At 54.9% G+C, this 21066-nt stretch carries 18 protein-coding genes and 2 pseudogenes; 15 read left to right on the forward strand and 5 right to left on the reverse strand.

Features of this window, described 5'->3' with window-relative positions; all coding sequences use genetic code 11:
• Position 1: 1 nt before the first annotated feature.
• From ACE2AA_RS00775 to ACE2AA_RS00810, 8 genes and pseudogenes are all read left to right on the forward strand, one after another.
• A complete protein-coding gene (locus tag ACE2AA_RS00775) occupies positions 2 to 817 on the forward strand; it encodes an HpcH/HpaI aldolase/citrate lyase family protein (RefSeq protein ID WP_395370657.1) in 816 nt (271 codons plus the stop codon).
• Positions 817 to 1779 carry a hydroxyacid dehydrogenase gene (locus tag ACE2AA_RS00780; RefSeq protein ID WP_395370659.1) on the forward strand — a complete coding sequence of 321 codons (963 nt, stop codon included), beginning with the start codon at positions 817 to 819 and terminating at the stop codon, positions 1777 to 1779. Before ACE2AA_RS00775 ends, ACE2AA_RS00780 begins: the two co-directional genes overlap by 1 nt.
• On the forward strand, positions 1776 to 2954 hold the full coding sequence (locus ACE2AA_RS00785; protein WP_141262397.1) for a Gfo/Idh/MocA family protein: 1179 nt from the start codon (positions 1776 to 1778) through the stop codon (positions 2952 to 2954). Before ACE2AA_RS00780 ends, ACE2AA_RS00785 begins: the two co-directional genes overlap by 4 nt.
• A 36-nt stretch (positions 2955 to 2990) precedes the next feature.
• A complete protein-coding gene (locus ACE2AA_RS00790; RefSeq protein ID WP_395370661.1) occupies positions 2991 to 4115 on the forward strand; it encodes a Gfo/Idh/MocA family protein in 1125 nt (374 codons plus the stop codon).
• 42 nt (positions 4116 to 4157) lie between these two features.
• Positions 4158 to 4715, forward strand: coding sequence for a VOC family protein (locus tag ACE2AA_RS00795; protein ID WP_395370663.1), 558 nt, complete (start codon positions 4158 to 4160; stop codon positions 4713 to 4715).
• A 446-nt stretch (positions 4716 to 5161) separates the two neighbouring features.
• Positions 5162 to 6643 (forward strand): sugar porter family MFS transporter, encoded by a 1482-nt coding sequence (locus tag ACE2AA_RS00800; RefSeq protein ID WP_395372064.1) that lies wholly within the window; start codon positions 5162 to 5164, stop codon positions 6641 to 6643.
• Between the two features lie 115 nt (positions 6644 to 6758).
• Complete coding sequence (locus ACE2AA_RS00805) at positions 6759 to 7169, forward strand: tautomerase family protein (protein ID WP_141298733.1); 411 nt, start codon at positions 6759 to 6761, stop codon at positions 7167 to 7169.
• 161 nt (positions 7170 to 7330) lie between these two features.
• Positions 7331 to 7875: pseudogene (locus ACE2AA_RS00810) on the forward strand (transposase); the annotation flags it as partial.
• A gap of 88 nt (positions 7876 to 7963) precedes the next feature.
• On the opposite strand, the gene iolG reads toward ACE2AA_RS00810, so the two are convergent.
• The 4 genes and pseudogenes from iolG to ACE2AA_RS00830 form a co-directional block, all read right to left on the reverse strand.
• Positions 7964 to 8971: an inositol 2-dehydrogenase gene (gene iolG / locus ACE2AA_RS00815; RefSeq protein ID WP_141298732.1), complete on the reverse strand. Its 1008-nt coding sequence runs from the start codon at positions 8969 to 8971 to the stop codon at positions 7964 to 7966.
• 137 nt (positions 8972 to 9108) lie between these two features.
• Entirely contained in the window at positions 9109 to 9294 is a 186-nt protein-coding gene (locus ACE2AA_RS00820; RefSeq protein ID WP_395370667.1) for a hypothetical protein, read from the reverse strand.
• The gene (locus ACE2AA_RS00825) at positions 9291 to 9653 is read right to left on the reverse strand and encodes a hypothetical protein (RefSeq protein WP_395370668.1); all 363 of its coding nucleotides are present in this window, start codon (positions 9651 to 9653) and stop codon (positions 9291 to 9293) included. Before ACE2AA_RS00825 ends, ACE2AA_RS00820 begins: the two co-directional genes overlap by 4 nt.
• Positions 9654 to 10522: 869 nt before the next feature.
• A pseudogene (locus tag ACE2AA_RS00830) lies at positions 10523 to 10630 on the reverse strand (transposase); the annotation flags it as partial.
• Positions 10631 to 11452: 822 nt separating this feature from the next.
• Here ACE2AA_RS00830 and ACE2AA_RS00835 point away from each other — a divergent pair.
• On the forward strand, positions 11453 to 13168 hold the full coding sequence (locus tag ACE2AA_RS00835; RefSeq protein ID WP_395370670.1) for an amino acid adenylation domain-containing protein: 1716 nt from the start codon (positions 11453 to 11455) through the stop codon (positions 13166 to 13168).
• Between the two features lie 20 nt (positions 13169 to 13188).
• Here ACE2AA_RS00835 and ACE2AA_RS00840 read toward each other — a convergent pair.
• Positions 13189 to 14375, reverse strand: a protein-coding gene (locus ACE2AA_RS00840) for an IS3 family transposase (protein ID WP_102325733.1) whose coding sequence is annotated in 2 segments (ribosomal slippage) — positions 13189 to 14117 and positions 14117 to 14375 — 1188 coding nt in all. Because the reading frame shifts where the segments join, the coding sequence is not laid out codon by codon here.
• 193 nt (positions 14376 to 14568) lie between these two features.
• Here ACE2AA_RS00840 and ACE2AA_RS00845 point away from each other — a divergent pair.
• The 6 genes from ACE2AA_RS00845 (at position 14569) to ACE2AA_RS00870 (ending at position 21052) form a co-directional block, all read left to right on the forward strand.
• Positions 14569 to 15312, forward strand: coding sequence for a thioesterase domain-containing protein (locus tag ACE2AA_RS00845; protein WP_395372065.1), 744 nt, complete (start codon positions 14569 to 14571; stop codon positions 15310 to 15312).
• Between the two features lie 78 nt (positions 15313 to 15390).
• Entirely contained in the window at positions 15391 to 16452 is a 1062-nt protein-coding gene (locus ACE2AA_RS00850; protein WP_395370672.1) for a hypothetical protein, read from the forward strand.
• 361 nt (positions 16453 to 16813) lie between these two features.
• A complete protein-coding gene (locus tag ACE2AA_RS00855; protein WP_395370673.1) occupies positions 16814 to 18322 on the forward strand; it encodes a CHAD domain-containing protein in 1509 nt (502 codons plus the stop codon).
• A gap of 49 nt (positions 18323 to 18371) precedes the next feature.
• Positions 18372 to 18500: a hypothetical protein gene (locus ACE2AA_RS00860; RefSeq protein WP_264371837.1), complete on the forward strand. Its 129-nt coding sequence runs from the start codon at positions 18372 to 18374 to the stop codon at positions 18498 to 18500.
• Between the two features lie 74 nt (positions 18501 to 18574).
• Positions 18575 to 19771, forward strand: coding sequence for an MFS transporter (locus ACE2AA_RS00865; RefSeq protein ID WP_395370675.1), 1197 nt, complete (start codon positions 18575 to 18577; stop codon positions 19769 to 19771).
• A gap of 303 nt (positions 19772 to 20074) precedes the next feature.
• Positions 20075 to 21052, forward strand: coding sequence for a LacI family DNA-binding transcriptional regulator (locus ACE2AA_RS00870; RefSeq protein ID WP_227002372.1), 978 nt, complete (start codon positions 20075 to 20077; stop codon positions 21050 to 21052).
• Positions 21053 to 21066: the final 14 nt, after the last annotated feature.

A 21066-nucleotide genomic window follows, 5' to 3' on the forward strand; every position in this document is an offset into this window, starting at 1 on the left:
CATGATCCCCAATCGCCTCAAACAGCTATGGGCCCAGGGGAAACCCACGCTCAATGGCTGGTGTTCCATCGGCAATCCCTTCACGGCCGAAATCATGGCGGCCCAGGGTTATGATTCAGTCACAATAGATGTGCAGCATGGTGCGCTTGATTACTCCAGCGTGCTGCCCATGATGCAGGCCATGCGTGCATCCGGCGTCGTGCCCATGGTCCGGGTGCCGTGGCTCGAACCCGGCGTCATCATGAAAATGCTAGACGCCGGGGCATACGGCGTGATCTGTCCCATGGTGAATACGGCGGCGCAGGCAGCCGAATTCGTAAGCTACATGCGCTATCCACCCTATGGGCAACGCAGTTTTGGTCCGACGCGCGTCTCATTCGCGGCAGGCAGCAATTATGCCAGCCAGGCCAATGACGAAATCCTGGCCTTTGCCATGATCGAGACGCAGCAGGGCATGGATAACCTGACCGAAATTGCCGCAACCCCGGGACTTGACGGTATTTATGTCGGGCCTGCGGATCTGACGCTCAGCCTTGCGGGTGGACGTCTGGCTCCCGGCTTCGATCGGGAGGAACCGGAAATGATCGACAGGCTGCACGAGATCATCGCGGCCTGTCAGGACAGTGGCATTCGCGTCGCCCTGCATTGCGGCACGCCGGATTACGCCGCGCGTGCCATCGGGTGGGGGTTCAACATGACCACCGTATCGGGAGATTCCCGCCTGCTGGCTGCTGCTGCCGGGGCCAGTGTTGCGCAGTTTCGCAAGCTTGTCAGCCGTGATGGCGTGACGGTGCTGCAAGGGGGAGGAGGCTACTGATGCCCCATATACTGGTCGCAGGGCGCCTGCATTCGGCGGGTCTTGCGCTGCTCGACCGTACTCCCGGCGTGACTTATGATTATGTGGAGGAGATATCGGAGGAAAGCTATGCCCCGTTCATGGCCGATGTCGATGGCCTGATCCTGCGCACCCAGCCCCTGTCCGCAGCGACGGTGGAAAGGGCGTCACGGCTCAGGGTCGTCTCCCGGCATGGTGTGGGTTATGACGGCATTGACCTGCCCGCGCTGGACAGGCGCGACATCACCCTGTGTATCGTGGGCGACGTCAATTCGGTTTCCGTCGCTGAACATGCAATGACCCTGATACTTGCCTGTGCCAAATATCTGGTCCGCGCGGATCAGGCCGTGCGGCAGGGCCAGTGGGACTGGCGTAACAGGCTCATGGCGGGCGAAGTGGGGGGCAGGCGGCTTCTGATACTGGGCTATGGCCGCACCGGGCGGCATCTTGCCACCATGGCCGCAGGCTTTGGCATGGAAATCAGGGCCTATGATCCCTATCTGTCCACCCGGGGAAAATGGCCCGCCGGTCCGGTCAGGGAAGTAGCGGACCTGCATGACGGGCTGGAATGGGCTGATATCATCTCGGTCAATGTGCCCAAGGGCGACCGGCCGCTTGTTGGTGAAGCTGAACTGCGGCGCGTCAGGTCAGGGGCGATCATCGTCAATACCGCGCGTGGTGGCATCGTGGACGAAGCCGCGCTGGCTGCGGCCATCCTTAACGGGCGTATCGCAGCTGCGGGGCTGGATGTGTTCGATCCCGAACCACCATCCGTCCACAATCCGTTAATCGGGCTGGATCAGGTCATCCTGACGCCCCACATCGCCGGACTGACCGCACAGGCGGCGGAGCGTATGGCGATCCATTGCGTACGGAATGTTCTGGATTTCTTTGCTGGCACACTTGATCCCACCCTTATCGTGAACAGGGAATTCGTCAAATGACCAAACGTAAGCTGCGTATTGGCCTGATTGGCAGCGGATTCATGGGCCGGACCCATGCCTTTGGCTATTCAACTGCATCAAAGGTATTCGACCTGCCCTTTCAGCCGGAACTGGTCTGTCTGGCCGATATTTCGGAAGAAGCTGCCGCCAGAGCGGCCGGAGCGCTGGGGTTTGCCCGCTCGACGGGTGACTGGCGGGCCCTTGTGACCGATCCCGACATAGACGTGATCAACATTACTGCCCCTAATGCCCTGCATAAGGAAATGGCACTTGCGGCAATAACGGAAGGGAAGCATGTCTACTGCGAAAAACCCTTGGCCCCTCTTGCCGCGGATGCGCGTGAAATGGCCGAAGCGGCAGAGGCAAGGGGGGTGAAAACACAGGTTGGCTTTAATTACCTGTGCAACCCCATGTTCGCGCTGGCGCGTGACATGATCGCGGCGGGTGAACTGGGTGAAATTCGCGGGTATCGTGGCCTGCATGCGGAAGATTACATGGCGGACGCCACATCGCCCTTCACGTTCCGCCTTGACCCCGCGGGTGGCGGGGCGCTGGCCGATATTGGCAGCCACGCGCTGGCTACTGCCGAATACCTGATGGGACCGGCGGCAGGCGCGATTACACAGGTCATGGGGGACTGCGTTACAGTGATCGGATCGCGACCGGACGGGAAAGGCGGAACCCGTGCGGTGCAGGTGGACGATATAGGGCGCGCCTTCCTGCGGTTCGAAAACGGGGCGACGGGTTCGGTCGAAGGAAACTGGATCGCGACCGGGCGGACCATGCAGCATGATTTCGAGATATATGGCACGAAGGGCGCGCTGGCCTTTACCCAGCAGCGGTTTAATGAACTGCATTTCTTCTCGAGTGCTGATGCGCGGGGACGCAAGGGGTTCCGCCGTATTGAAGCCGGGCCTGATCACGCGCCCTACGGACTGTTCTGCGTGGCGCCGGGTCATCAGTTGGGATTCAATGACCTTAAGGCGATAGAAGTCGCACGATATCTGGAAGCACTGGCTGGCAATCAGCCCGAACCGTTCAATTTCCGCGCGGGTCTGCGCATCCAGACACTGGTGGAAGCCATTCATGCCTCAAGCCGGGCCGCTGCCTGGCGAGATGTACCGACGGACAGGGCGTTGCACCGGCAGGAATATCGGCAGCACGAGCAGGCGTGACGCCCACACGTCCCATCATTTCATGGAGGAATTCCCATGAACGCGTCGACACATGACAGGAAGATCCGCTACGCCGTGATCGGGTGCGGGCAGATTTCCCAGCAATCCTTTATTCCCGGTATCGAGCGGGCTGCCAATTCCACCCTGGCAGCCCTTGTGACCGGCGACATGAAAAAGGCGAAAGCCCTTGAGACCCGCTACGGTGTCCGGGTCTGGCATTATGATGAACTGCCGGATCTTCTGGCGTCGGGGGATATTGACGCGGTCTATCTGGCGACGCCGAACGGGCTGCATCGGCAGTATGCGGTGCCGGTGCTGGAAGCGGGATTGCATCTTCTGCTTGAAAAACCCATGGCGACCAGTGTGGAGGATTGCGAAGCGATCCTGCAGGCCCAGCGCAGGGGGGGCGGCAGGCTTATGATCGCCTACCGCCTGCATTGTGAGCCGGGAACGGTGGAACTGGTTTCACGCTGCCGCAATGGGGATTTCGGCACCCTTGTCGGGTTCAGTTCGGTATTCGGGCAGGATGTGCCGCAGTCAAACCATCGTGCCCATGGTGGGTACTGGTCAGGCCCCGTACCGGACCTTGGCAATTACCCGATCAATGCGGTCCGCCATATGTTCGGGGCCGAACCAGTGGAGGTCACGGCCGTTGGCACGAGCACACCGGGCCGGAGCTTCAATTTTGACGATACGGTTTCGGTCGTGCTGCGGTTTGCTGATGGCCGGATTGCCGATTTCATGGTCAGTTATGCCTGCGCACCGGTTGAAGGTCTGACCCTGTTCGGCAGCATGGGCAGCGTCAAGGTTGGGCCTTGCTATACCTTTGGTCCGTCTGTCGCCATTACCTACACCACGCTGATTGACGGAAAGGAAGACAGACATGTCCACGGCCCTGTCGAGCAGTTTGGGGGGGAAACCTTCTATTTCTCGGAATGTATCCTGAATGACCGCGACCCGGAACCCGATGGTGAAGACGGGTTGCGTGATGTCCGTGTCCTGGTCGCGGTGGAGGCCGCCCTGCGTACCGGTCGCCCCCAGTCCCTGCCGCAGCTTGCCGCGCGACAGGGGATACATGAAGACCAGATCGTCATTCTGCCCCCGGTAGAGGAACCACAGGAAAGCGACCTGATTGGCCTGATGCCACAGGCCGTTTCGTAACCCGTAACCATGCGGTCTTGAATTTATGCAAGGACAGAAATCATGATATTCACGACCTGTCCCCGGCCCCTCAATCATATCGGTATCAGCGTGCCGGATATCGACCGTGCCATTTCATGGTATGGGGAGGTTCTGGGCTATCGGCTGTTCAGTGGTCCGTTCGATCTGGTTGCCAGCCCACCGGCACTGGCGCAGTTTCAGGATGCGCTGGGAGAACGCTGTCAGCATGTGCGCATTGCGCATCTTTCAACGGGCGGGGGTGTGGGCATTGAACTGTTTCAGCCGGTTCTGCCCGGTTCCCTGTCCGGCACGACCGATATCCGTTTCGATCAGCCCGGTCCCTTTCACATATGCATAACGGACCCGGATATAGAAGGGCTGATCAACCGGATTGTTGAAACAGGAGGCGCGCAGATTTCAGAGATATGGGATGATCGCCCTCCATCCGGGATTTACAGGATGGTGTACTGCCGTGATCCGTGCGGTACCATTATCGAAATTCATACGCATTCCTATGAAATTGTACAGGGATGGCGGGCAGGGGGCAAAGTAAAGGAGCAGATGGCACCTTCCGACATATTCGAAACACAGCATGAATAAACGTATTTTGGCGCCCGTAGCGTACGTTCGGTCTTGTTCAGTAATATAATGTCGATACCTGCGGGACTGATCCATTTTTTCATAAATAAATAATTGTTCAAAAACCATGAATGGAGACAGGCGTTGAATGCATTATTCAATGTCTGTCCCATCTTTTTTTATTTCGTTTTCACTCTGGTTTCGTGACTTTCTGCTTCTGGAAAAGCCATGAAACTTTTTCTGCATCCGGTCCGGATGGAGCCATGGTGGCCGCAGCCAGCACGTTACAGGGCGCGGTCCGTGCGTCAGACAGGGATAAGGACAGGCCCGCAGGCGTGGTTTCCGGGCGAAGGCCGCCACCGCGCCGCATACTTTGCGACTGGATTCATTGAACGGCGCAGGATGTATTCCTGCGTCACTCTACCTGAACAGAACAGCAAGAACAAATGACTGTTGGAGTGGTAATGATGAAAGAACCCATAAAGAATATCATGTTTGTCCAATCGGACAGGCATGATGTGGTTTACGTGCTGCGAATATGCGCAATTGCGGCGTTGGGTGGCATTCTGTTCGGTTATGATACGGCGGTGATTTCGGGCGCGGTTGGATCGTTGCAGTCCTATTTCCACCTTTCACCGGCGGAAATCGGCTGGGCGGTCTCCAACGTGCTGCTTGGCTGTATCCTGGGGGCCGGGGTTTCTGGCTGGCTGGCGGACCGCTTTGGTCGCCGCCCCACTCTGGCCGTGTCCGCCGCACTGTTTACCGGATCGGCGATCGGGGCGGCGCTGGCGACTGGTTTTACATCCTTCGTGGTCTATCGCTTCATCGGCGGGGTCGCGGTGGGTGTGGCGTCCTCGATTTCACCCATGTACATGTCCGAAGTATCGCCAAAAGACATGCGCGGACGGGCGTTGTACATGGAACAGTTCGCCATTGTGGGTGGCCAGTTGATGGTTTTTATCGTCAACTACCTGATCGCCCGCAGCGCCAGCGAGGCATGGCTTATGAACGTGGGCTGGCGGTGGATGCTTGGATCGGAAGTCATTCCGTGCATCGTATTCTGCATCGCGATTTTCTTCATGCCGGAATCCCCGCGCTGGCATGTCCTGCGTGGCCGTGATGACGATGCGATGCGGACCCTGACCCGCATTTCCAATGAACATCATGCCCGATCGGTCCTGACGGAAATCAAGGAATCGCTTGAACACAAGATCGAGACATCCGATCTGGGTCGGGCGGTCGCCTCAAAGGGGGCAAGGTGGATCATCTTCGTGGGGGCCATGGTCGCCATGCTGCAGCAGCTTACGGGCGTGAACAGCATGATGTACTATGCACCTCTGGTGCTGGGTTCGGTCAGTGGCAGCGTGCAGAACGCCCTGTTCCAGACCATATGGATCGGGGTGGCATCCGTATCGGGCGCGGTGCTGGGAAGCTGGATTATCGACCACAAGGGCCGGCTGCCGCTGTTCCGGTTCGGTTCGATCGGCATGATTATCGGGCTACTGGCCACCTCCTGGGCGCTTTATACACAGACGCATGGGTATTCCGCGCTGGTGGGCATGCTGATTTACATGCTGCTGTTCGGCCTGTCATGGGGACCGCTGACATGGGTGTTGATCGCCGAGATCTTTCCCAACCGGATCCGTGGCGTAGGCATGAGCATCGCGGTATCGGCCAACTGGGTGATGAACTTCATTGTCAGCCAGCTTTTCCCGATGATGGCGCAGAACCACAGGCTTGACGCGATGTTCCATGGCGCGCTGCCGATGTGGCTCTTTGCGCTCTTTACACTTTTCTCGTGGTGGTTCGTTGAACGGTATGTGCCGGAAACGAAAGGCATCGCGCTGGAGAAGATCGAAAGCGTCATGCTGGCCCCAAAGCGCCGACGCGCGGCCAGCGCGCCAACGGTCCCGACAGATGGGCTGACGGATATGGTCGGCCGGAAATGAACCTGTCGGGGAAAAGGGGGAGTATGGCAGATCCTGCCGCATGCCCGTTTGCGGGGACAGGTTGCGTCGGTCAGGACGGCGCGCCTGTTTCCTTTCATTCACAAGGAGAAAATTGATGCCGCTTTTACATTTTCACCTGCTGGAAGGGCGTACGGATGCTGAAATCCGAACCCTTCTCGACGCTGCCCATGAAGCCATGCTGGAAGCATTCGCCGTGCCGCGTCGTGACCGTTACCAGCTTGTATCGGAATACAAGCCGTCGCGCATGATTGTGGAGGATACGGGACTTGATATCCCGCGCACGGACAAGGTAGTGGTCGTGCAGATGTTCAGCCGCCCCCGCGGTGCTGACAAGACGGCCGAATTCTACCGCCTGCTGACTGAACGGCTGGAACAGGAATGCGGGATTGCCCCGTCTGATGTCATGATATCTGTTGTCGAAAATGAAGATGCCCACTGGTCCTTTGGCAATGGACGCGCCCAGTTTCTAACTGGTGAGCTTGGCGGGGGCAGGCCAGTTCACTGACTGGTATCCTGTCCGCACCATGGGGGTAGTATCATGCTCCCATGGTGCATGGATAGGGAGCAGAACAGTTTAGGCTCAGGACCCATTGATGTGAGAGAGGAAATCTGATTCAGGCTCTGCGAGGAGGCTGAAGATGAGTGATCTATATTGGCTGACAGACGAGCGGCATCATTTTTGTCAATCGGAACGGCTTGCGCTGGCGCGATGCGCCCCGGGAATATGGGCCGCACAAGACGTTCTACAGTCGCTGGAAGCGCTGGGGTGAAATGGGTGTTTTTATGCGGATGATGGATGGCCTGTCTGCTGAAAAAGCAGAGCCCCAGACCATTATGATTGATGTGACGTACTTCAAGGCACACCGCTCAGCTTCTTCATGACGGCAGGGCCTGTGAGCGATTACACGGGAGCCGCAGCCCTTCTCGATAGCCTTCCCGTCGCACAGTGGATGCTGACCGATCGTGGGTATGACGCCGACTGATTTCGGGATGCCCTGGAAGAGAAGGGAATAAAGCCCTCCATTTCTGGCAGGAAATCCGGCAGCAAACCCGTCCCATACGACAAGAAAAAATACAAACGCCGAAACCGGATCGAGATCATGTTTGGACGTCTCAAGGACTGGCGGCGTGTCGTAACACGCTACGATAGATGTCCAACTGTCTTCTTCTCTGCCATCTGCCTCGCAGCAACCGTCATGTTCTGGCTATGAGTTCTGAGCCTAGACGTTCCTCATCGACTGAAAATGCGGATACAGGCAGAATTGGCCATGCAGTCCCGGCCGCATGGCCTGAATATTGTTATCCTATTTCACTTACATCGACGATGCGTCCGTCCTGCAGCGATTTCAGCGCGGCTTCGGCAAGGACCAGCGCCTGTCTGCCGTCATTGTAGCTAACACCAACGGGGCTGCCATTTTCCACAGCATCGACAAAGGCATCAATCTCCGCATCGAACGCCTCACGGTAGCGCTCGATGAAAAAGTTCAGCAGGGGCGCCGCGTGGTCGGTGAACGTGCTGCCAGACAGCACCATATGATGGGGGCGACGGTTTTCGGAAACTGCCATGCCCAGACTGCCAAAGGCTTCGACCCGCTGGTCATAGCCATATGTCGCCTCACGTGAATTGATAAGGATCGCCTGTTTGCCCGAAGTCGTGGTCATCACGACCGTGATGGTGTCCTCGTCATCCAGCGCGTTCATAAGGTTCGGCGCGATCAGACGCGATCCCACGGCAAATACCCTGGTGGGTTCCTGACCCAGAATGTAGCGGGCCATGTCAAAATCATGGATCGTCATGTCCCGCAGGATCCCACCTGACTTTTCCAGATAGGCTTCCGGCGGGAAACCAGGATCGCGTGAGGTGATGATAAGCTGATGCAGTTCCCCGATCGTGCCGTCACGAACGGCTTCGAATACTGCCCTATGGCCGGGGTCAAACCGTCGCACGAACCCGATCTGGACCGGCAGGGTCGTATGCGCGATGGCTGCGGCACAACGATCCACCCGCGCAAGACTGAGGTCAATCGGTTTTTCACATAGCACGGGCTTGCCCGCCGCGATTGCCTGTTCCAGCAGGTCGGCATGGGTATCGGTTGCGGTTGCGATCAACACCGCATCCACGTCGGGCGAGGTAAACACCTCGGCTGCGGATGCCATTACGGGTGCGCCGGTTTCGTCGGATACCGCCTGCGCCGCAGCAGGGTTGATATCATATACTGCCGCGACATGTGCCCTGGGGTGGGCTGCAATATTGGCGGCATGCATGGCGCCAATACGGCCGCAGCCCAGAACTCCAATTCCAAGCATGAGAGGTCTTCCTGATCTGATATATGATGGGTAAGGAACGGTACCTGTTCTGGCTGTTTCTCAGCACAGAAAAGAATAGTCGATGGTATTTCTTTCCCCTTGTGCCCGGAATTGGACAGGAAAGAGGGACAGCATAGTCAGCGCCGGAGCGACCGCTCGGCTCCGGTGGCCTTGCCGGGCCTACTGATATTGGCAGGCATGACCGCAGGGGCTGCGTTGTTCATGCTGTTGCAGATATTGGTCAGGGTGTCCGCAATCTGGTCATCGTAAGGCTTCCAGGCAAAGGTCGATATCGCTGCCCCGGTAAGGTTGGCGGCCGTCATTGAGCCTCCGGTGTTCCGTAGGACGATATTGAGCAGACTGTTCGGGGGCATGGTGACCGCCCACCGACGTTGTTGTTCAGCGTCTTGCTGCGGTAATTGCGCATGGGTATGGTCTGCATATTCTTGTTATGTAAGACGTAAGTTTCCGTTTCCGGGGTATTCAGGATATCCTTACTTACGGAATAACCGAGTTTATCGGGGTCACGAATGGTTGGAAAGCTGGTGAGGGTGTCGCACCATGTATTCCGTTCGATCGCAACAGCTTTTAGCCCCGCGCGTGTCAGTTTCGCCGTCATCACGGGACAGGACCAGCCCAGCCCGATACTAACAATATCGACCGTTGGCCTTTTGTAATTCATTTAGCTGCGCCTTGTTTTTATTGTCATTGTAGGTAGGACAACCCGAACATACTGTTTTGCCACGTATGCCAGTATCCGGCGTAGTCCGCCAGGTGCAAGGGGAGGGATAGGTTGGACAACATTCTCTTTGCCCCGTTTCTTACGCTCCAGTTCCGGTAGTTGTAAATCGTGCCCCACTGCCTCCGATCGGTCTGCAGCCAACAATGTCGCGATTGCCACTGTATATGGGATCGGCATATTTTACGGTATTTTTCAGAAGAAATACAAAATATTGATGGTACTGGCCTGTTTGTATTCTTTTGGTGTGTTCGGCAGCGCAAGGCCCATGATTATAAAGGGCCATTGTGTGGCATTGATATTCTGATCGGTAGCAGGTAGCGCCTTTACAAAGGCCATATGGCAGCCAGCGTCAATCTGTAATCCCGAATATTACATAATTCCCATAATCGATCGTTGTGATAGTGAAAAGAAGTAAGCAGAGGCTGCAGTATATGGCACTGCGTGGTGTATGGTGCGCGATGTCGCCAGTGGCGACTGACAGATGCGTAGCGACGGGGCTTGTAGTTGGCCCTCTTGTCATGATCACCTTGTTTTCTCCCTTAATTAAGGGGGGCGCTGCGGTAATAATGGTCAGGCCGGGTCATACCGGCTGTTTATGACCGCGTCTGGTCCCGTGCCGAAGCTAACGCAGCGGGTAGAAACAAGTCACAATTAAACTTTGCATGAATTGATGCAGGACTGGCATCGTTCATGCACCCATCCTGGTGCAGAAAAGAACCGCGTTAGGAGGATATCGATCATCAGACGCGTCGAACGACCAGCCTGTCAAAGACACCCAGACGGCTCCACCGGATGAACCAGTTGTATCAGGTCTTGTGAGGGCCGTACCCATTCGGAGCATCTTTCCACTGAAACCCGTTTTGGATGACATAAACAATCCTGCTCAGAACCCGCCGGTCATCCACGTGCGGCACTCCGTCATCCTCACTGCGGCTACAGCAGGCTATATCACGGCCTAACAGGCCCTGACATGTTGCATGCGTTCTGGTTCACTGTCCACGATGGTGCCATTCGTTATGTAAGCCAAAGAATTTAACGGGATGATGTGCACGTTCTGATAATATTGTAGTAAGAAATTTCACGACAAATTACCAATAAAGATGATGAATATTATCTGCTTTCATGATGAATGAGTCATCTTCCTAATGAAGTTCTAAAAAATTTTATTACATATTTATTTCACTAACATGATTTTTTTTGTTGATGGTAATACTTAATGGTTGGCATGAATTGTGGAAAGTGCGTCCATGAAATTTGAAACATTTTGAATTGCTCCGGAAACCGAATGAAAATGTCAGCGTTTTTTGCAAGGCTTTTCATTTTCCGTGATTCTACCGAAGAAAACTCATACTCTCTTTTGAGTGGGAAATCGTACCATGCCATTCTTTTTTATAAAACGGGATGCAGCGTATAGGGGAATTCATATCCAGACAGATCATGGTGTAAATTTTTCTGCGCAGGAATTGTTTATTCGACAATATATTCTGCATATAGTACGGGTGAGTATATATTATTATAAAATAAAATACAAATATATATTTCATATATCAATTTTTTTCAAAAATAATTCGATAATATATATGAAGAATTTTTACAAAATACACGCATATCTATCCATGGCGCCATGATGCGCCAATCGATTATAAAAGAATAATTGATACTGTGCAGAAACATATATCATGTTCCTGGTTTGTAAAGGAAATTCGGTCCACGAATTCTTCCATGGAGTCTTATGCGCCATGCCATCTCATATCAAAGCCTCCAGTCTGGCTGTAATTGATAAAGAGTTTCAGCAACAGACATTACAGAGAATTCATCATTTATTTGTCAGGCAGGTCAGTATTCGTCCTGATTGTACCGCACTTGTGCATAATGATCAGGTATTGTGTTACCGGGATCTGGAAGAGCGGTCCAATCAGTTGGCCCGACATTTACGTGGTCGTGGTGTCCGTGCCGGGACATTGGTGGCGATATGTCTGGAACGTTCACCTGAATTAATCATAACCATTCTGGCCGTTATGAAAGCCGGTGGGGCATACATTCCCCTTGATCCTGCCTATCCTGCCGAACGCATTGCAATGATGCTTGCAGACTGTGTTCCTCCGCTTCTGGTTACGCAATCCAGGCTATTTGTTACTCCAGATTTTTCTGGATGGCGTCTGGCACTGGATGTCGAGGCGGGAATGATCAATGCATGGAGTACAACGCCCCTGGATGAAAGCGCAAACAACATAGATCTGGCCTGTATTTTCTATACATCAGGATCAACAGGTCGTCCAAAAGGGGTCGTGCTGCGCCATACTGCAAGCGCGGTTATTGAAAGTCTGGCGGAAACATTCAGGCCTGAAGATCTGGCATGTGGTGCGGCAACAACCTCAATCTGTTTTGATCCTTCAATACTGGAAATATTCCTGCCCCTCAGTGTTGGTGGCACCGTTCTGCTGAAGCGTGATCTTCTTGAACCCTTTGCACCAACTGAAATGCCCACATGGCTGAATGGTGTTCCTTCAGCTTTTGCTTTGCTGGCTCAGGCACGCCGTATTCCTGATTCCGTTCGTGTCATCAGCGTTGGCGGTGAAAAGCTGACGGCGATACTGGCACGGGAGATTTATGCAAAATCATCCGTTCGGGCGGTCAGGAATCATTACGGTCCGACCGAAGCAACCATCTGTACTACAATTGCTCATGTGCCACGCGATATTCGTGTTGATCCGCCCATTGGCAAGGCCATAGCTGATGCACGATTATATGTAATGGATCAGGACGGGAAACCGGTCACGCGCGGCGAAATGGGAGAACTATTCATCGGCGGCCCATTACTTGCCATTGAATATCTGAACCAGCCCGGACTGACGGCTGAACGTTTTGTGTCTGATCCATTCGTGCCGGAAGGAAGGATGTACCGTACTGGCGATCTTGTGCGGGAAATGGAAGATGGCAATCTGTTGTTCGTGGGACGATGCGGACGGCTGATAAAATTTCGTGGATATCGTATTGAACTGGATGAAGTGGAATCCGCGCTGGCGCGTATTCCGGATGTTCATGCGGCTGCGGTCATTGCGGTCGAACGAGAAGAAAGAACTGAACATCTTGCAGCCTTTGTCGTGTCGGATCAGTCCATGACACTGGCGCAGGTACGACGCGCGCTGCGCACGATGTTGCCTGATTACATGCTGCCCACACGGCTGACGGTTCTGGATCATCTGCCATTAAGCCCAGTGGGGAAAATCGACCGTGCAGCACTGACCGCAATGGAGGTGGATGAAATGCAGGATATCGTAAGTTCCGGTAACGTCCTGCGTCCGGTGGAAGAAGTGGTTGTCGGCGTATTCCGCGATATTCTTCGGCAGCCCTTCCTGACTCAGTACGACGATTTTTTTGATCATGGCGGAGATTCCCTTCTGGCTGAGCAGGCAGAGGTGGACCCGTCCGTTCGGACAGTTTTGTGGGCTTGATAAGCTATACCCGGTTGTTGTTATGCCGCCATTCTGACGGCGTTGCTGTTGGCCATCTGGTCCGGGGTTAACCCCGGACCAGATGGCGTCGACACGTCATGATACGCCTCATCGGGCGTGCGTCCAGCCAGTGCCGAGTGCGGACGCTGCCCGTTATAATGGGTGATCCATCCGGCAAGCCCGGCCCGTAGCTCCGATCCGGTCTCGAACGCATGCAAATAGACGCATTCGTATTTCAGCGACCGCCACAGACGCTCGATGAACACGTTGTCCAGCCATCGCCCGCGCCCGTCCATGCTGATGCGGATCTGACGCTCTTCCAGGAGCCCGGTGAAACGGGGCGTCGTGAACTGCGACCCTTGGTCAGTATTGAAAATTTCCGGAGCGCCATAGCGCGTGAGGGCATCCTGTAGCGCCTCGATGCAGAACTCCGCATCCATCGTGTTCGACAGACGCCAGGACAGCACCTTGCGCGTGAACCAGTCCATGATCGCCACGAGATAGAGAAATCCCCGTTTCATGGGGATATACGTGATATCGGAACACCAGACCTGGTTAGGCCGCTCAATGACCAGATCCCGCAGCAGATACGGATATTTCCGATGCTCCGGATGAGGCACACTCGTGCGCGGCTTCTGGTAGACCGCCCGCAGGCCCATGATCGCCATGAGCCGCCGGACCCGCTTGCGGCCGACTTCATATCCCAGGCGGCGCAGATACCATGTCATCTGCCGTGAGCCATAATATGGCGTTTCCAGGAACTGGGCGTCGATCAGCCGCATCAACGCCAGATTGGCCTCGCTCTGTGGCACTGGCCGATAGTAGACGCCAGACCGGTTCAGATGCAGCAGCAGGCATTGCCGGACAATGGAAAGGCGCGGTCGCTGTGGGTCAATCATCTGCCGCCTCTGATCACGCCCAACCGAGCAGAGGCATCGCGTAAAAAATCCCGTTCCACGAGAAGCTCGCCTATCTTCGCGTGCAGTTTCTCCACATCAGCAGGGCTGACCGGGGGCTCGGCCACCGGCTTCCCGGAGAAGGTCGCCGCCATCCCCTCGATCGCCTGCCGTTTCCACTGGGCGATCATCGTCTGATGCACACCATGTTTCGACGCCAGTTCCGCCAGCGTCAGTTCCCCACGGATCGCTTCCAGGGCAACCCGTGTTTTGAACTCCGCCCCATACCTCTTGCGCGTAACCTTACCCATAAAACCTGCCCTCTCTCAGGTCGGATTATAGCTTATCGCCCTGTCTGAAAAATGGGGACCACCTCTGGCTGCCATACGGCTGGAGGAACTGCTGGGGCATGTCATTCCAGCTTCGTTGCTGTACCATGGACGCAACGCTCAGGCCCTTGCCCCCATCGTGCAACGACAGGAGAAGGTTCCGGGCCATATTACGGTGCTGCAGGCGGGTGGGGATAGAACGCCCATATTCTGCCTTCCTGATGTTTTCGGTCGCCCCCTCAGCTTTCTTACCTTTGCCCGGCATTTCCAGGATGACCGTCCGATTTATGGGCTGTCAGCGGTCCCGCTGGAGGCTGAACTGATCAAACGGCCCGTTCTGGCCAAACTGACATCCGCTTATGTAACTGAAATGCGGAAACTGCAGCCGGTTGGTCCATATATACTGGCGGCATATTCCGCCGGGGCAATTCCAGCGATAGATATTGCCTGTACACTGGAAAATAGTGGCTGCATGGTAACGTTGATATTGATTGATCCACGGACGCAGCATATCGCGGTAGATGTTCGAAACTGGTTACGTCGTTACAGGCGCGCTGCCCATACATTCGTGAAATCAGGATACCAGAAAGCCCGTAACTGTATCCGGCAGCGGGACCTGCCGGAGTGGATACCTGTGGCCTATCGTGAAATGGCGGTAGCCCTTGTCCGGGCAGAAGCCGACTGGACCCCGCGTATTTATAATGGCCGTACGATTATTGCGATCTGCCGTCCCCGGTCACGGCTGACCAATGGGCTGTTGCACCTTCGCACGACCATCCTGCGGTGTGCGCCATATGGCTGGGCACGGGTTCTGAAAGGGAAAACCGTTACGGAAGTATTCGATGCCGATCATTATGACATCATGCGTGATCCGTTCATTTATAACCTGATCCGTTTTGTCCGGTTGCATCTTATATAATAAGGTAAAATATCAATAATTTTATTCCGTTTGATGAAAAAAGTAATGCGCGACATAATAAAATAAAGGATGAAGCCCGTGAAGCATGAGCATATCTTTCTTCCCATGCCCAGGAATCTTTTGCATGGAAATATATGGGTGGACCGTGAATTTGGTCCCTGTCTTGTGCAATACGTAAACAGTCTGTCCCGATATGCTGCTGGGGCAGTAATGGATACCTGCCCGCACCGTGCTGCTGATATGGTGTATGGGCCCTATGCGCTGGACCTGAATGAATACAAAGTGCCTGATGCCCAGCGCAAAGCCGACCATGGTATGTTTGACAGGTATTTTGGTATTGCGCGTGTTAACATGGATGTCAGTCCCATCGATATGCTGGGCGCATCGTGCATTATTGTAATGTCTGCATTCCTTGGCATCAAACAGGTTGAATGGTTATACAATACCGATCAGTCACGTAGTATTATTGATGGAATGTTCACAGTTCTAAAATGGGTTCTGTCATACCATGATCATGATATGGAACAACCATATCATGATATATTTCAACGGATCAGCACTGCATCATCCCAGTTGGGACCTGGTTCGGAAAGAAATAATATATCTCCGCCTCTCATTCTTAACCGATGGAAAATCGGGCATCAGATTTTTTTTATCCTGATCCAGGGTATTCTTCTATGTTGCCGAAACATTTCCAGTGAACCTGATCTAAAAAAAGTAAATACCCTTGCACGTGATCTGCAGTACGTTCTGGTGGCATCCCGGTTTGCCATGGAATTTGCAGGAGATATGCTGCCTGCGGATTATATTTCTGTTGTTCGGCCACACATGTCGCAGATGTCACCATCCTTTAGCGGGCTTTTCCTTGAAGACCATGCCGTGATGCTGATCGAATTTAAAAAAGTAAATCAACGTATTGGTGCGGATGACAGAAGTGGACTGGTCAGTATCATATCGGAACTGTACGAAGCGCATGCCAGCGTGTGTGAGCACGTAATGGGAAAGAACAAACAGAGTCTGATGTCAGCCCGGCATAAGAGCGATACGCTGTCCGCGGCCCATGATTTGCGTAACAAATGGCTGAAGCGTGCGACATCAAGATTCGATCCTCCGGATAAACCTGCCTCCTGTCCCTTTTAACGGGAAATGTGATATCTGGTTTAGGTAGATATATTAATAAATATATATGGCCAGGAATGTCATATCCGGCCCCCATTCCTACGTCTTTTGTGGTATCCTGCGCCGTCTGGTCAGCAGAAGATGGTTAAGATATCGCATTGTAAATAATCTGCTGGCCGAACGGAGGCAGAGCGTCCCTGTTCGCGCGAAGGCCCATATGCACATGTTCGCGGGGATTTTTACATGCGTCACTTTTGTTAAAAAAACGCCACTATAGTGTTGCCTGAGTGCGGGACGGGCGTTCTTATCTTGCGAAAAGAACCTGAACCAGAGGGAACGATCTTGTGATGGATCGTATGAAAGAAAAATGTCTGGAAAGGATATGATCCCTCCGCGGGAAACCGAACTGAAGCTGCTTTTCACGGATCAGGCCCATGCCCTGCTTGACCGGCATTTTGCTGCAATAAATGGGGAGAAGGGTTGTAAGAAGCATCTTGTCACAACCTATTATGACAGTCCGGATCTGTTGTTAAGGCAGTCCGGGCTGTCGCTACGTATCAGACGTGCAGGCAGGCAGCGCATCCAGACCCTGAAAGCAACTGGAGAAGGAAATCAACTGGCGTTGGATCGCAGGGAGTGGGAATGGGTCATCAAATCAGATCGGCCTGACCTGTCTGTGCTGTCAGAGACCCCTTTCGGACCGCAGATAACCGCCTTGCAGGAAAAACTGCTGCCCGTATGGGTATCGGATGTGCACCGCACTACGCATATATTCCGGCACGAGAGAGCATTGGTGGAGGCCGCCATTGATGAAGGCTGCGTTCGGGCCGGTAGTGCGTGCGACATGGTGCGGGAACTGGAACTGGAGATCAGGGATGGTCCGGTAAGGGTTCTTTACGATCTGGCGCTGGTGTTGCAGGCTGTTGTTCCCCTGCGGCTTGGCGTCCTTACAAAAGCTGAACGCGGCTATCGTCTTCTGACCGGTGCACCAGCAGTCTCCGTGCGGAACGGTCGGCCCCTGCTGAGCGGGAAAATGACGATTGCTGACGGTTTCAGCATCCTGATCCGGTCTGGCCTGAATACGTTGATCAATAATCAGCCCGCAGCCGAGGCTGGCGATCCCGAAGGTATACATCAGATGCGGGTAGCCATCCGTCAGTTACGCACCATGCTTCAGATGATCGCGTATAAGGATCAGGATCGTTCTGTTCTGAATCTGTTTCAGTCTGAATTGCGGCGCATCGGGCGTGAACTGGGTGAAGCACGTGACTGGGATGTATTGTGTCTGCAAACACTGCCCGCAGCCTTCGCGACGCATGACGAGGGCGATCTGATCCGCATGCTGACTGATGTGGCCCAGGAAAAAAGAACGGCTGCCCATCAACAGCTTCGTCGGGAACTGGAAACACCAGCCCTGACAACGCTGATACTTTCCCTTGCCGCCTGGATTGAAGAGACTGCTTTTCCCGGTGGGAAAGACGGTCAGGCGGTTTCCCTATCCCATATTGTGCCAAAGCGGCTTGATCGCCTGGCGCGCAGGGTAAAGGGCAGGGGAAAGCATATCCGCGAACTTTCACCACAAGAACGGCATGCCCTGCGCAAATCGCTCAAGAAACTGCGCTATGGCGTCAATTATTTCTCTGCTCTTTATCCTGCCCATGCCGTGAAAACCTACGTGAAGCGATGTAAGAAGCTGCTGCGGCATCTGGGGGAGATCAATGACGCGACTGTTGCTGCGACTTTGATCGGCACACTTGGCGAAACGCATCTGGAGATCGCACCGGTTGTGGGCATATTTGCGCGCTGGAATGATAAACGTCAGCGCCATGCGCTTCGCTCCCTTGCATCTGCATGGAAAGTTTTCCGCGATACCGAGCTTTTCTGGCACTGATATCTTTTGTCTGTTTGGAAAACCGGGACACCAACAGGGGCTGGCGTATATGACCAGCCGGTCCCACTGGCACGCCGTCAATGACGGGCTGGTTGCAATCAGGCAGGTTGACGCCACGTTGAAGGACGCGTATGGGCCAATGCCAGACGGGAAAGCATATGCCGTGCGTCCCGCGTAAGCGTTAACGTCAACCAACGCATTTCTGTTGTTATCTGCCATAATTGGCAGGGACGGCACATGCAGGATGTTAACGTGCAGAACCCAGATTCATCTACCGGTTTTCCTGCCGTGGGGCGTTCCGGGCTTTATTTCGGTATTGTCCTTATCGGTGCCAATCTTCGTGCGCCCATTACAGGTCTGGGGCCGGTACTACCCGCCATCCAGCATGATCTTGGTTTCAATGATACGACTGCGGGACTGCTGAATTCCCTGCCGTTGCTGATCTTTGCCCTGCTTTCACCCGTGGCTCCGATCGTGGGACGGCGACACGGTCTTGAGCGAATTCTTGGCATGGCGTTACTTGGCATCGCGCTTGGCACGGTCATCCGCTCCATAGCGATGCCGGGGGCTTTGTGGCTCGGTACCATAGTCCTCAGTTCCGGTATCGCTTTTGCTAATGTCCTGCTGCCCGGCCTGGTGAAGCGTGATTTTCCAACGCATGCCGCAGGTCTTGTCGGTCTTTATGCTGCCGCCATGGCGGCCATGGCCGGTCTTTCGGCCGGGCTGGCCGAACCCGTTGCGCATATGTCTGGTCTGGGCTGGCAGGGTGCGATCGGAATCTGGGCGTTGCCTGCACTTGTGGCGCTTTTTGTATGGATGCCGCAGTTCCGCGTCCGGCAGCATTACGTGTCTTCAGCCATTACCGGTGGCAGCGCCTTTGTTTCACCGTGGCGTCATCCGGTTGGCTGGCAGGTATCTCTTTTCTTCGCTTTTCATTCCCTTGTGTTCTATTCGCTGGTGGACTGGTTTGCATCATATGCGGCCAGTCGGGGAATATCCCTGTCTTCCGCCGGTTTCATGCTGCTTGTTTTTCAGGTGGTGGCCGTTGCGACCAACCTGGGCAGCGCCCCTGTCATCCGGCGGTTGAGCGATCAGAAATTACTGGGATTCAGTTGCGGGCTCCTGCTGCTGATCGGTACGGGAGGGCTGGCGTTCATGCCCGATCTTTCACTGTTATGGCTCACCTGTGCCGGTTTCGGGGCGGGTATTGCCATGGTTACAAGCCTCTCCCTGTTTGGCCTTCGTACGCGTGACCATCATCAGGCGGCTGCCTTGTCGGGGATGGCGCAGTTCATCGGGTATTCGGGCGCAGCGACTGGACCATTGCTGGTCGGTCTGCTTCATGATGCAACAGGTGGCTGGATCGCTCCATTGTGGCTACTGATGGGATCGAGCATGCTGGCTGCAGTTTTTGCGACATTGGCCGGACGCAGCCGCACGATTGGATAGATGCCATGCGGTCCGTCCCTTGTTGCGTGATTGACCATTCGATTGCGTGCCTGAACGGATGGTCGGCAAATGGCAGGGCATCGCCCACGAATGACCGGATCCGGGGGCGCGGCGCCCATGTGGTGCAATCCCGATGCTTTGACTGTATGTCGACTACGGATATCGTGCAGGATATGGCAATTACGGTCATGGGCCCTGCTGTCAGCATGGCGTTACAGATACGCATGGGGTAGACCTGTCATGAAACATGATATGCGGGAGTGAGCCACCATTCGTGCCGTTACGTCCATTGATGTCGCCCGACTGGCCGGCGTATCCCAATCGGCTGTATCGCGTGCGTTTTCTCCCGATGCCAGCATTTCATCGCGCACCAAGCAGAAGGTGCTGGCCGCAGCAGCCAGCCTTGGTTACCGGCCCAACCGTATTCCGGCCATCATGCTATCGGGTCGGTCATACATGGTGGGCGTGGTGATTGGTGGACTGGAAAACCCGTTCTATGCCACGGCGCTTGAACGCCTGGCGACCGCATTGCGTTCAAGCGGCCTGCAGGTGCTGCTCATGCATGTGGATGACGCCCTGACCCTTGATAGCGCGCTGGACCAGTTGCTGAGTTACCGGATCGATGCCGTCGTCACATCGCTTGCGATCGGGTCTAAAACGGTGGCCCGGGCATTGTCCCAACTTCAGATCCCGGTTGTCTGCTTCAACTCGTCACTGGTGGGGCCGTGGATATCAACGGTCAATTCCAACAATCACGGGGCAGGGGTCATTGCCGCGCGCCTTATGGCGGCATGGGGTGTGGCGCGCCCGGTCTGGCTGGCAGGTCCTGCCAAGAATGCAGCCTCCCGCGCGCGTGGCGAAGGGTTCTGCCGGGGGCTGGGTGAAGCAGGTATTCCCGCGACCGCACTGACCCGATTACAGGGTGATGATACATACGGCAGCGGGTACGACGCCATCACCAGCCTGCACAGACAGGGCATCCAGCCGAACGGTATTTTTTCCAGTAACGACATGATGGCCTGTGGCGCGATTGATGCCCTGCGCGAACGTATGGGCCTGCGCTGCCCGCACGATGTCATCATTTTGGGATATGATAACATTCCGCAGGCCGCATGGCGTAGCTATGACCTGACATCTTTCGATCAGCATACGGAACTGATGGTCACGCGCGCCATGGAACTGCTGGATGAAGCCCTTGTGGCAAAAGGCACGCCCCTTTCACGCACCCATGTTGTTGACGCGCAGTTGATCGAACGCGGTAGCACAGCCATCACCGATTGACTGAATTAGGGCTT

The organism is Komagataeibacter diospyri, assembly GCF_043995075.1.
In the GTDB taxonomy this organism is placed as follows: Bacteria; Pseudomonadota; Alphaproteobacteria; order Acetobacterales; family Acetobacteraceae; genus Komagataeibacter; species Komagataeibacter diospyri.

What these genes read in the sequence shown, in the direction of transcription:
- ACE2AA_RS00775 (WP_395370657.1), top strand. Translation starts at nt 2, where the DNA reads ATGATCCCCAATCGCCTCAAACAGCTATGGGCCCAGGGGAAACCCACG.
- ACE2AA_RS00780 (WP_395370659.1), top strand. Translation starts at nt 817, where the DNA reads ATGCCCCATATACTGGTCGCAGGGCGCCTGCATTCGGCGGGTCTTGCG.
- ACE2AA_RS00785 (WP_141262397.1), top strand. Translation starts at nt 1,776, where the DNA reads ATGACCAAACGTAAGCTGCGTATTGGCCTGATTGGCAGCGGATTCATG.
- ACE2AA_RS00790 (WP_395370661.1), top strand. Translation starts at nt 2,991, where the DNA reads ATGAACGCGTCGACACATGACAGGAAGATCCGCTACGCCGTGATCGGG.
- ACE2AA_RS00795 (WP_395370663.1), top strand. Translation starts at nt 4,158, where the DNA reads ATGATATTCACGACCTGTCCCCGGCCCCTCAATCATATCGGTATCAGC.
- ACE2AA_RS00800 (WP_395372064.1), top strand. Translation starts at nt 5,162, where the DNA reads ATGAAAGAACCCATAAAGAATATCATGTTTGTCCAATCGGACAGGCAT.
- ACE2AA_RS00805 (WP_141298733.1), top strand. Translation starts at nt 6,759, where the DNA reads ATGCCGCTTTTACATTTTCACCTGCTGGAAGGGCGTACGGATGCTGAA.
- iolG (WP_141298732.1), bottom strand. Translation starts at nt 8,971, where the DNA reads ATGCTTGGAATTGGAGTTCTGGGCTGCGGCCGTATTGGCGCCATGCAT.
- ACE2AA_RS00820 (WP_395370667.1), bottom strand. Translation starts at nt 9,294, where the DNA reads ATGACGGCCGCCAACCTTACCGGGGCAGCGATATCGACCTTTGCCTGG.
- ACE2AA_RS00825 (WP_395370668.1), bottom strand. Translation starts at nt 9,653, where the DNA reads ATGAATTACAAAAGGCCAACGGTCGATATTGTTAGTATCGGGCTGGGC.
- ACE2AA_RS00835 (WP_395370670.1), top strand. Translation starts at nt 11,453, where the DNA reads ATGCCATCTCATATCAAAGCCTCCAGTCTGGCTGTAATTGATAAAGAG.
- ACE2AA_RS00855 (WP_395370673.1), top strand. Translation starts at nt 16,814, where the DNA reads ATGATCCCTCCGCGGGAAACCGAACTGAAGCTGCTTTTCACGGATCAG.
- ACE2AA_RS00860 (WP_264371837.1), top strand. Translation starts at nt 18,372, where the DNA reads ATGACCAGCCGGTCCCACTGGCACGCCGTCAATGACGGGCTGGTTGCA.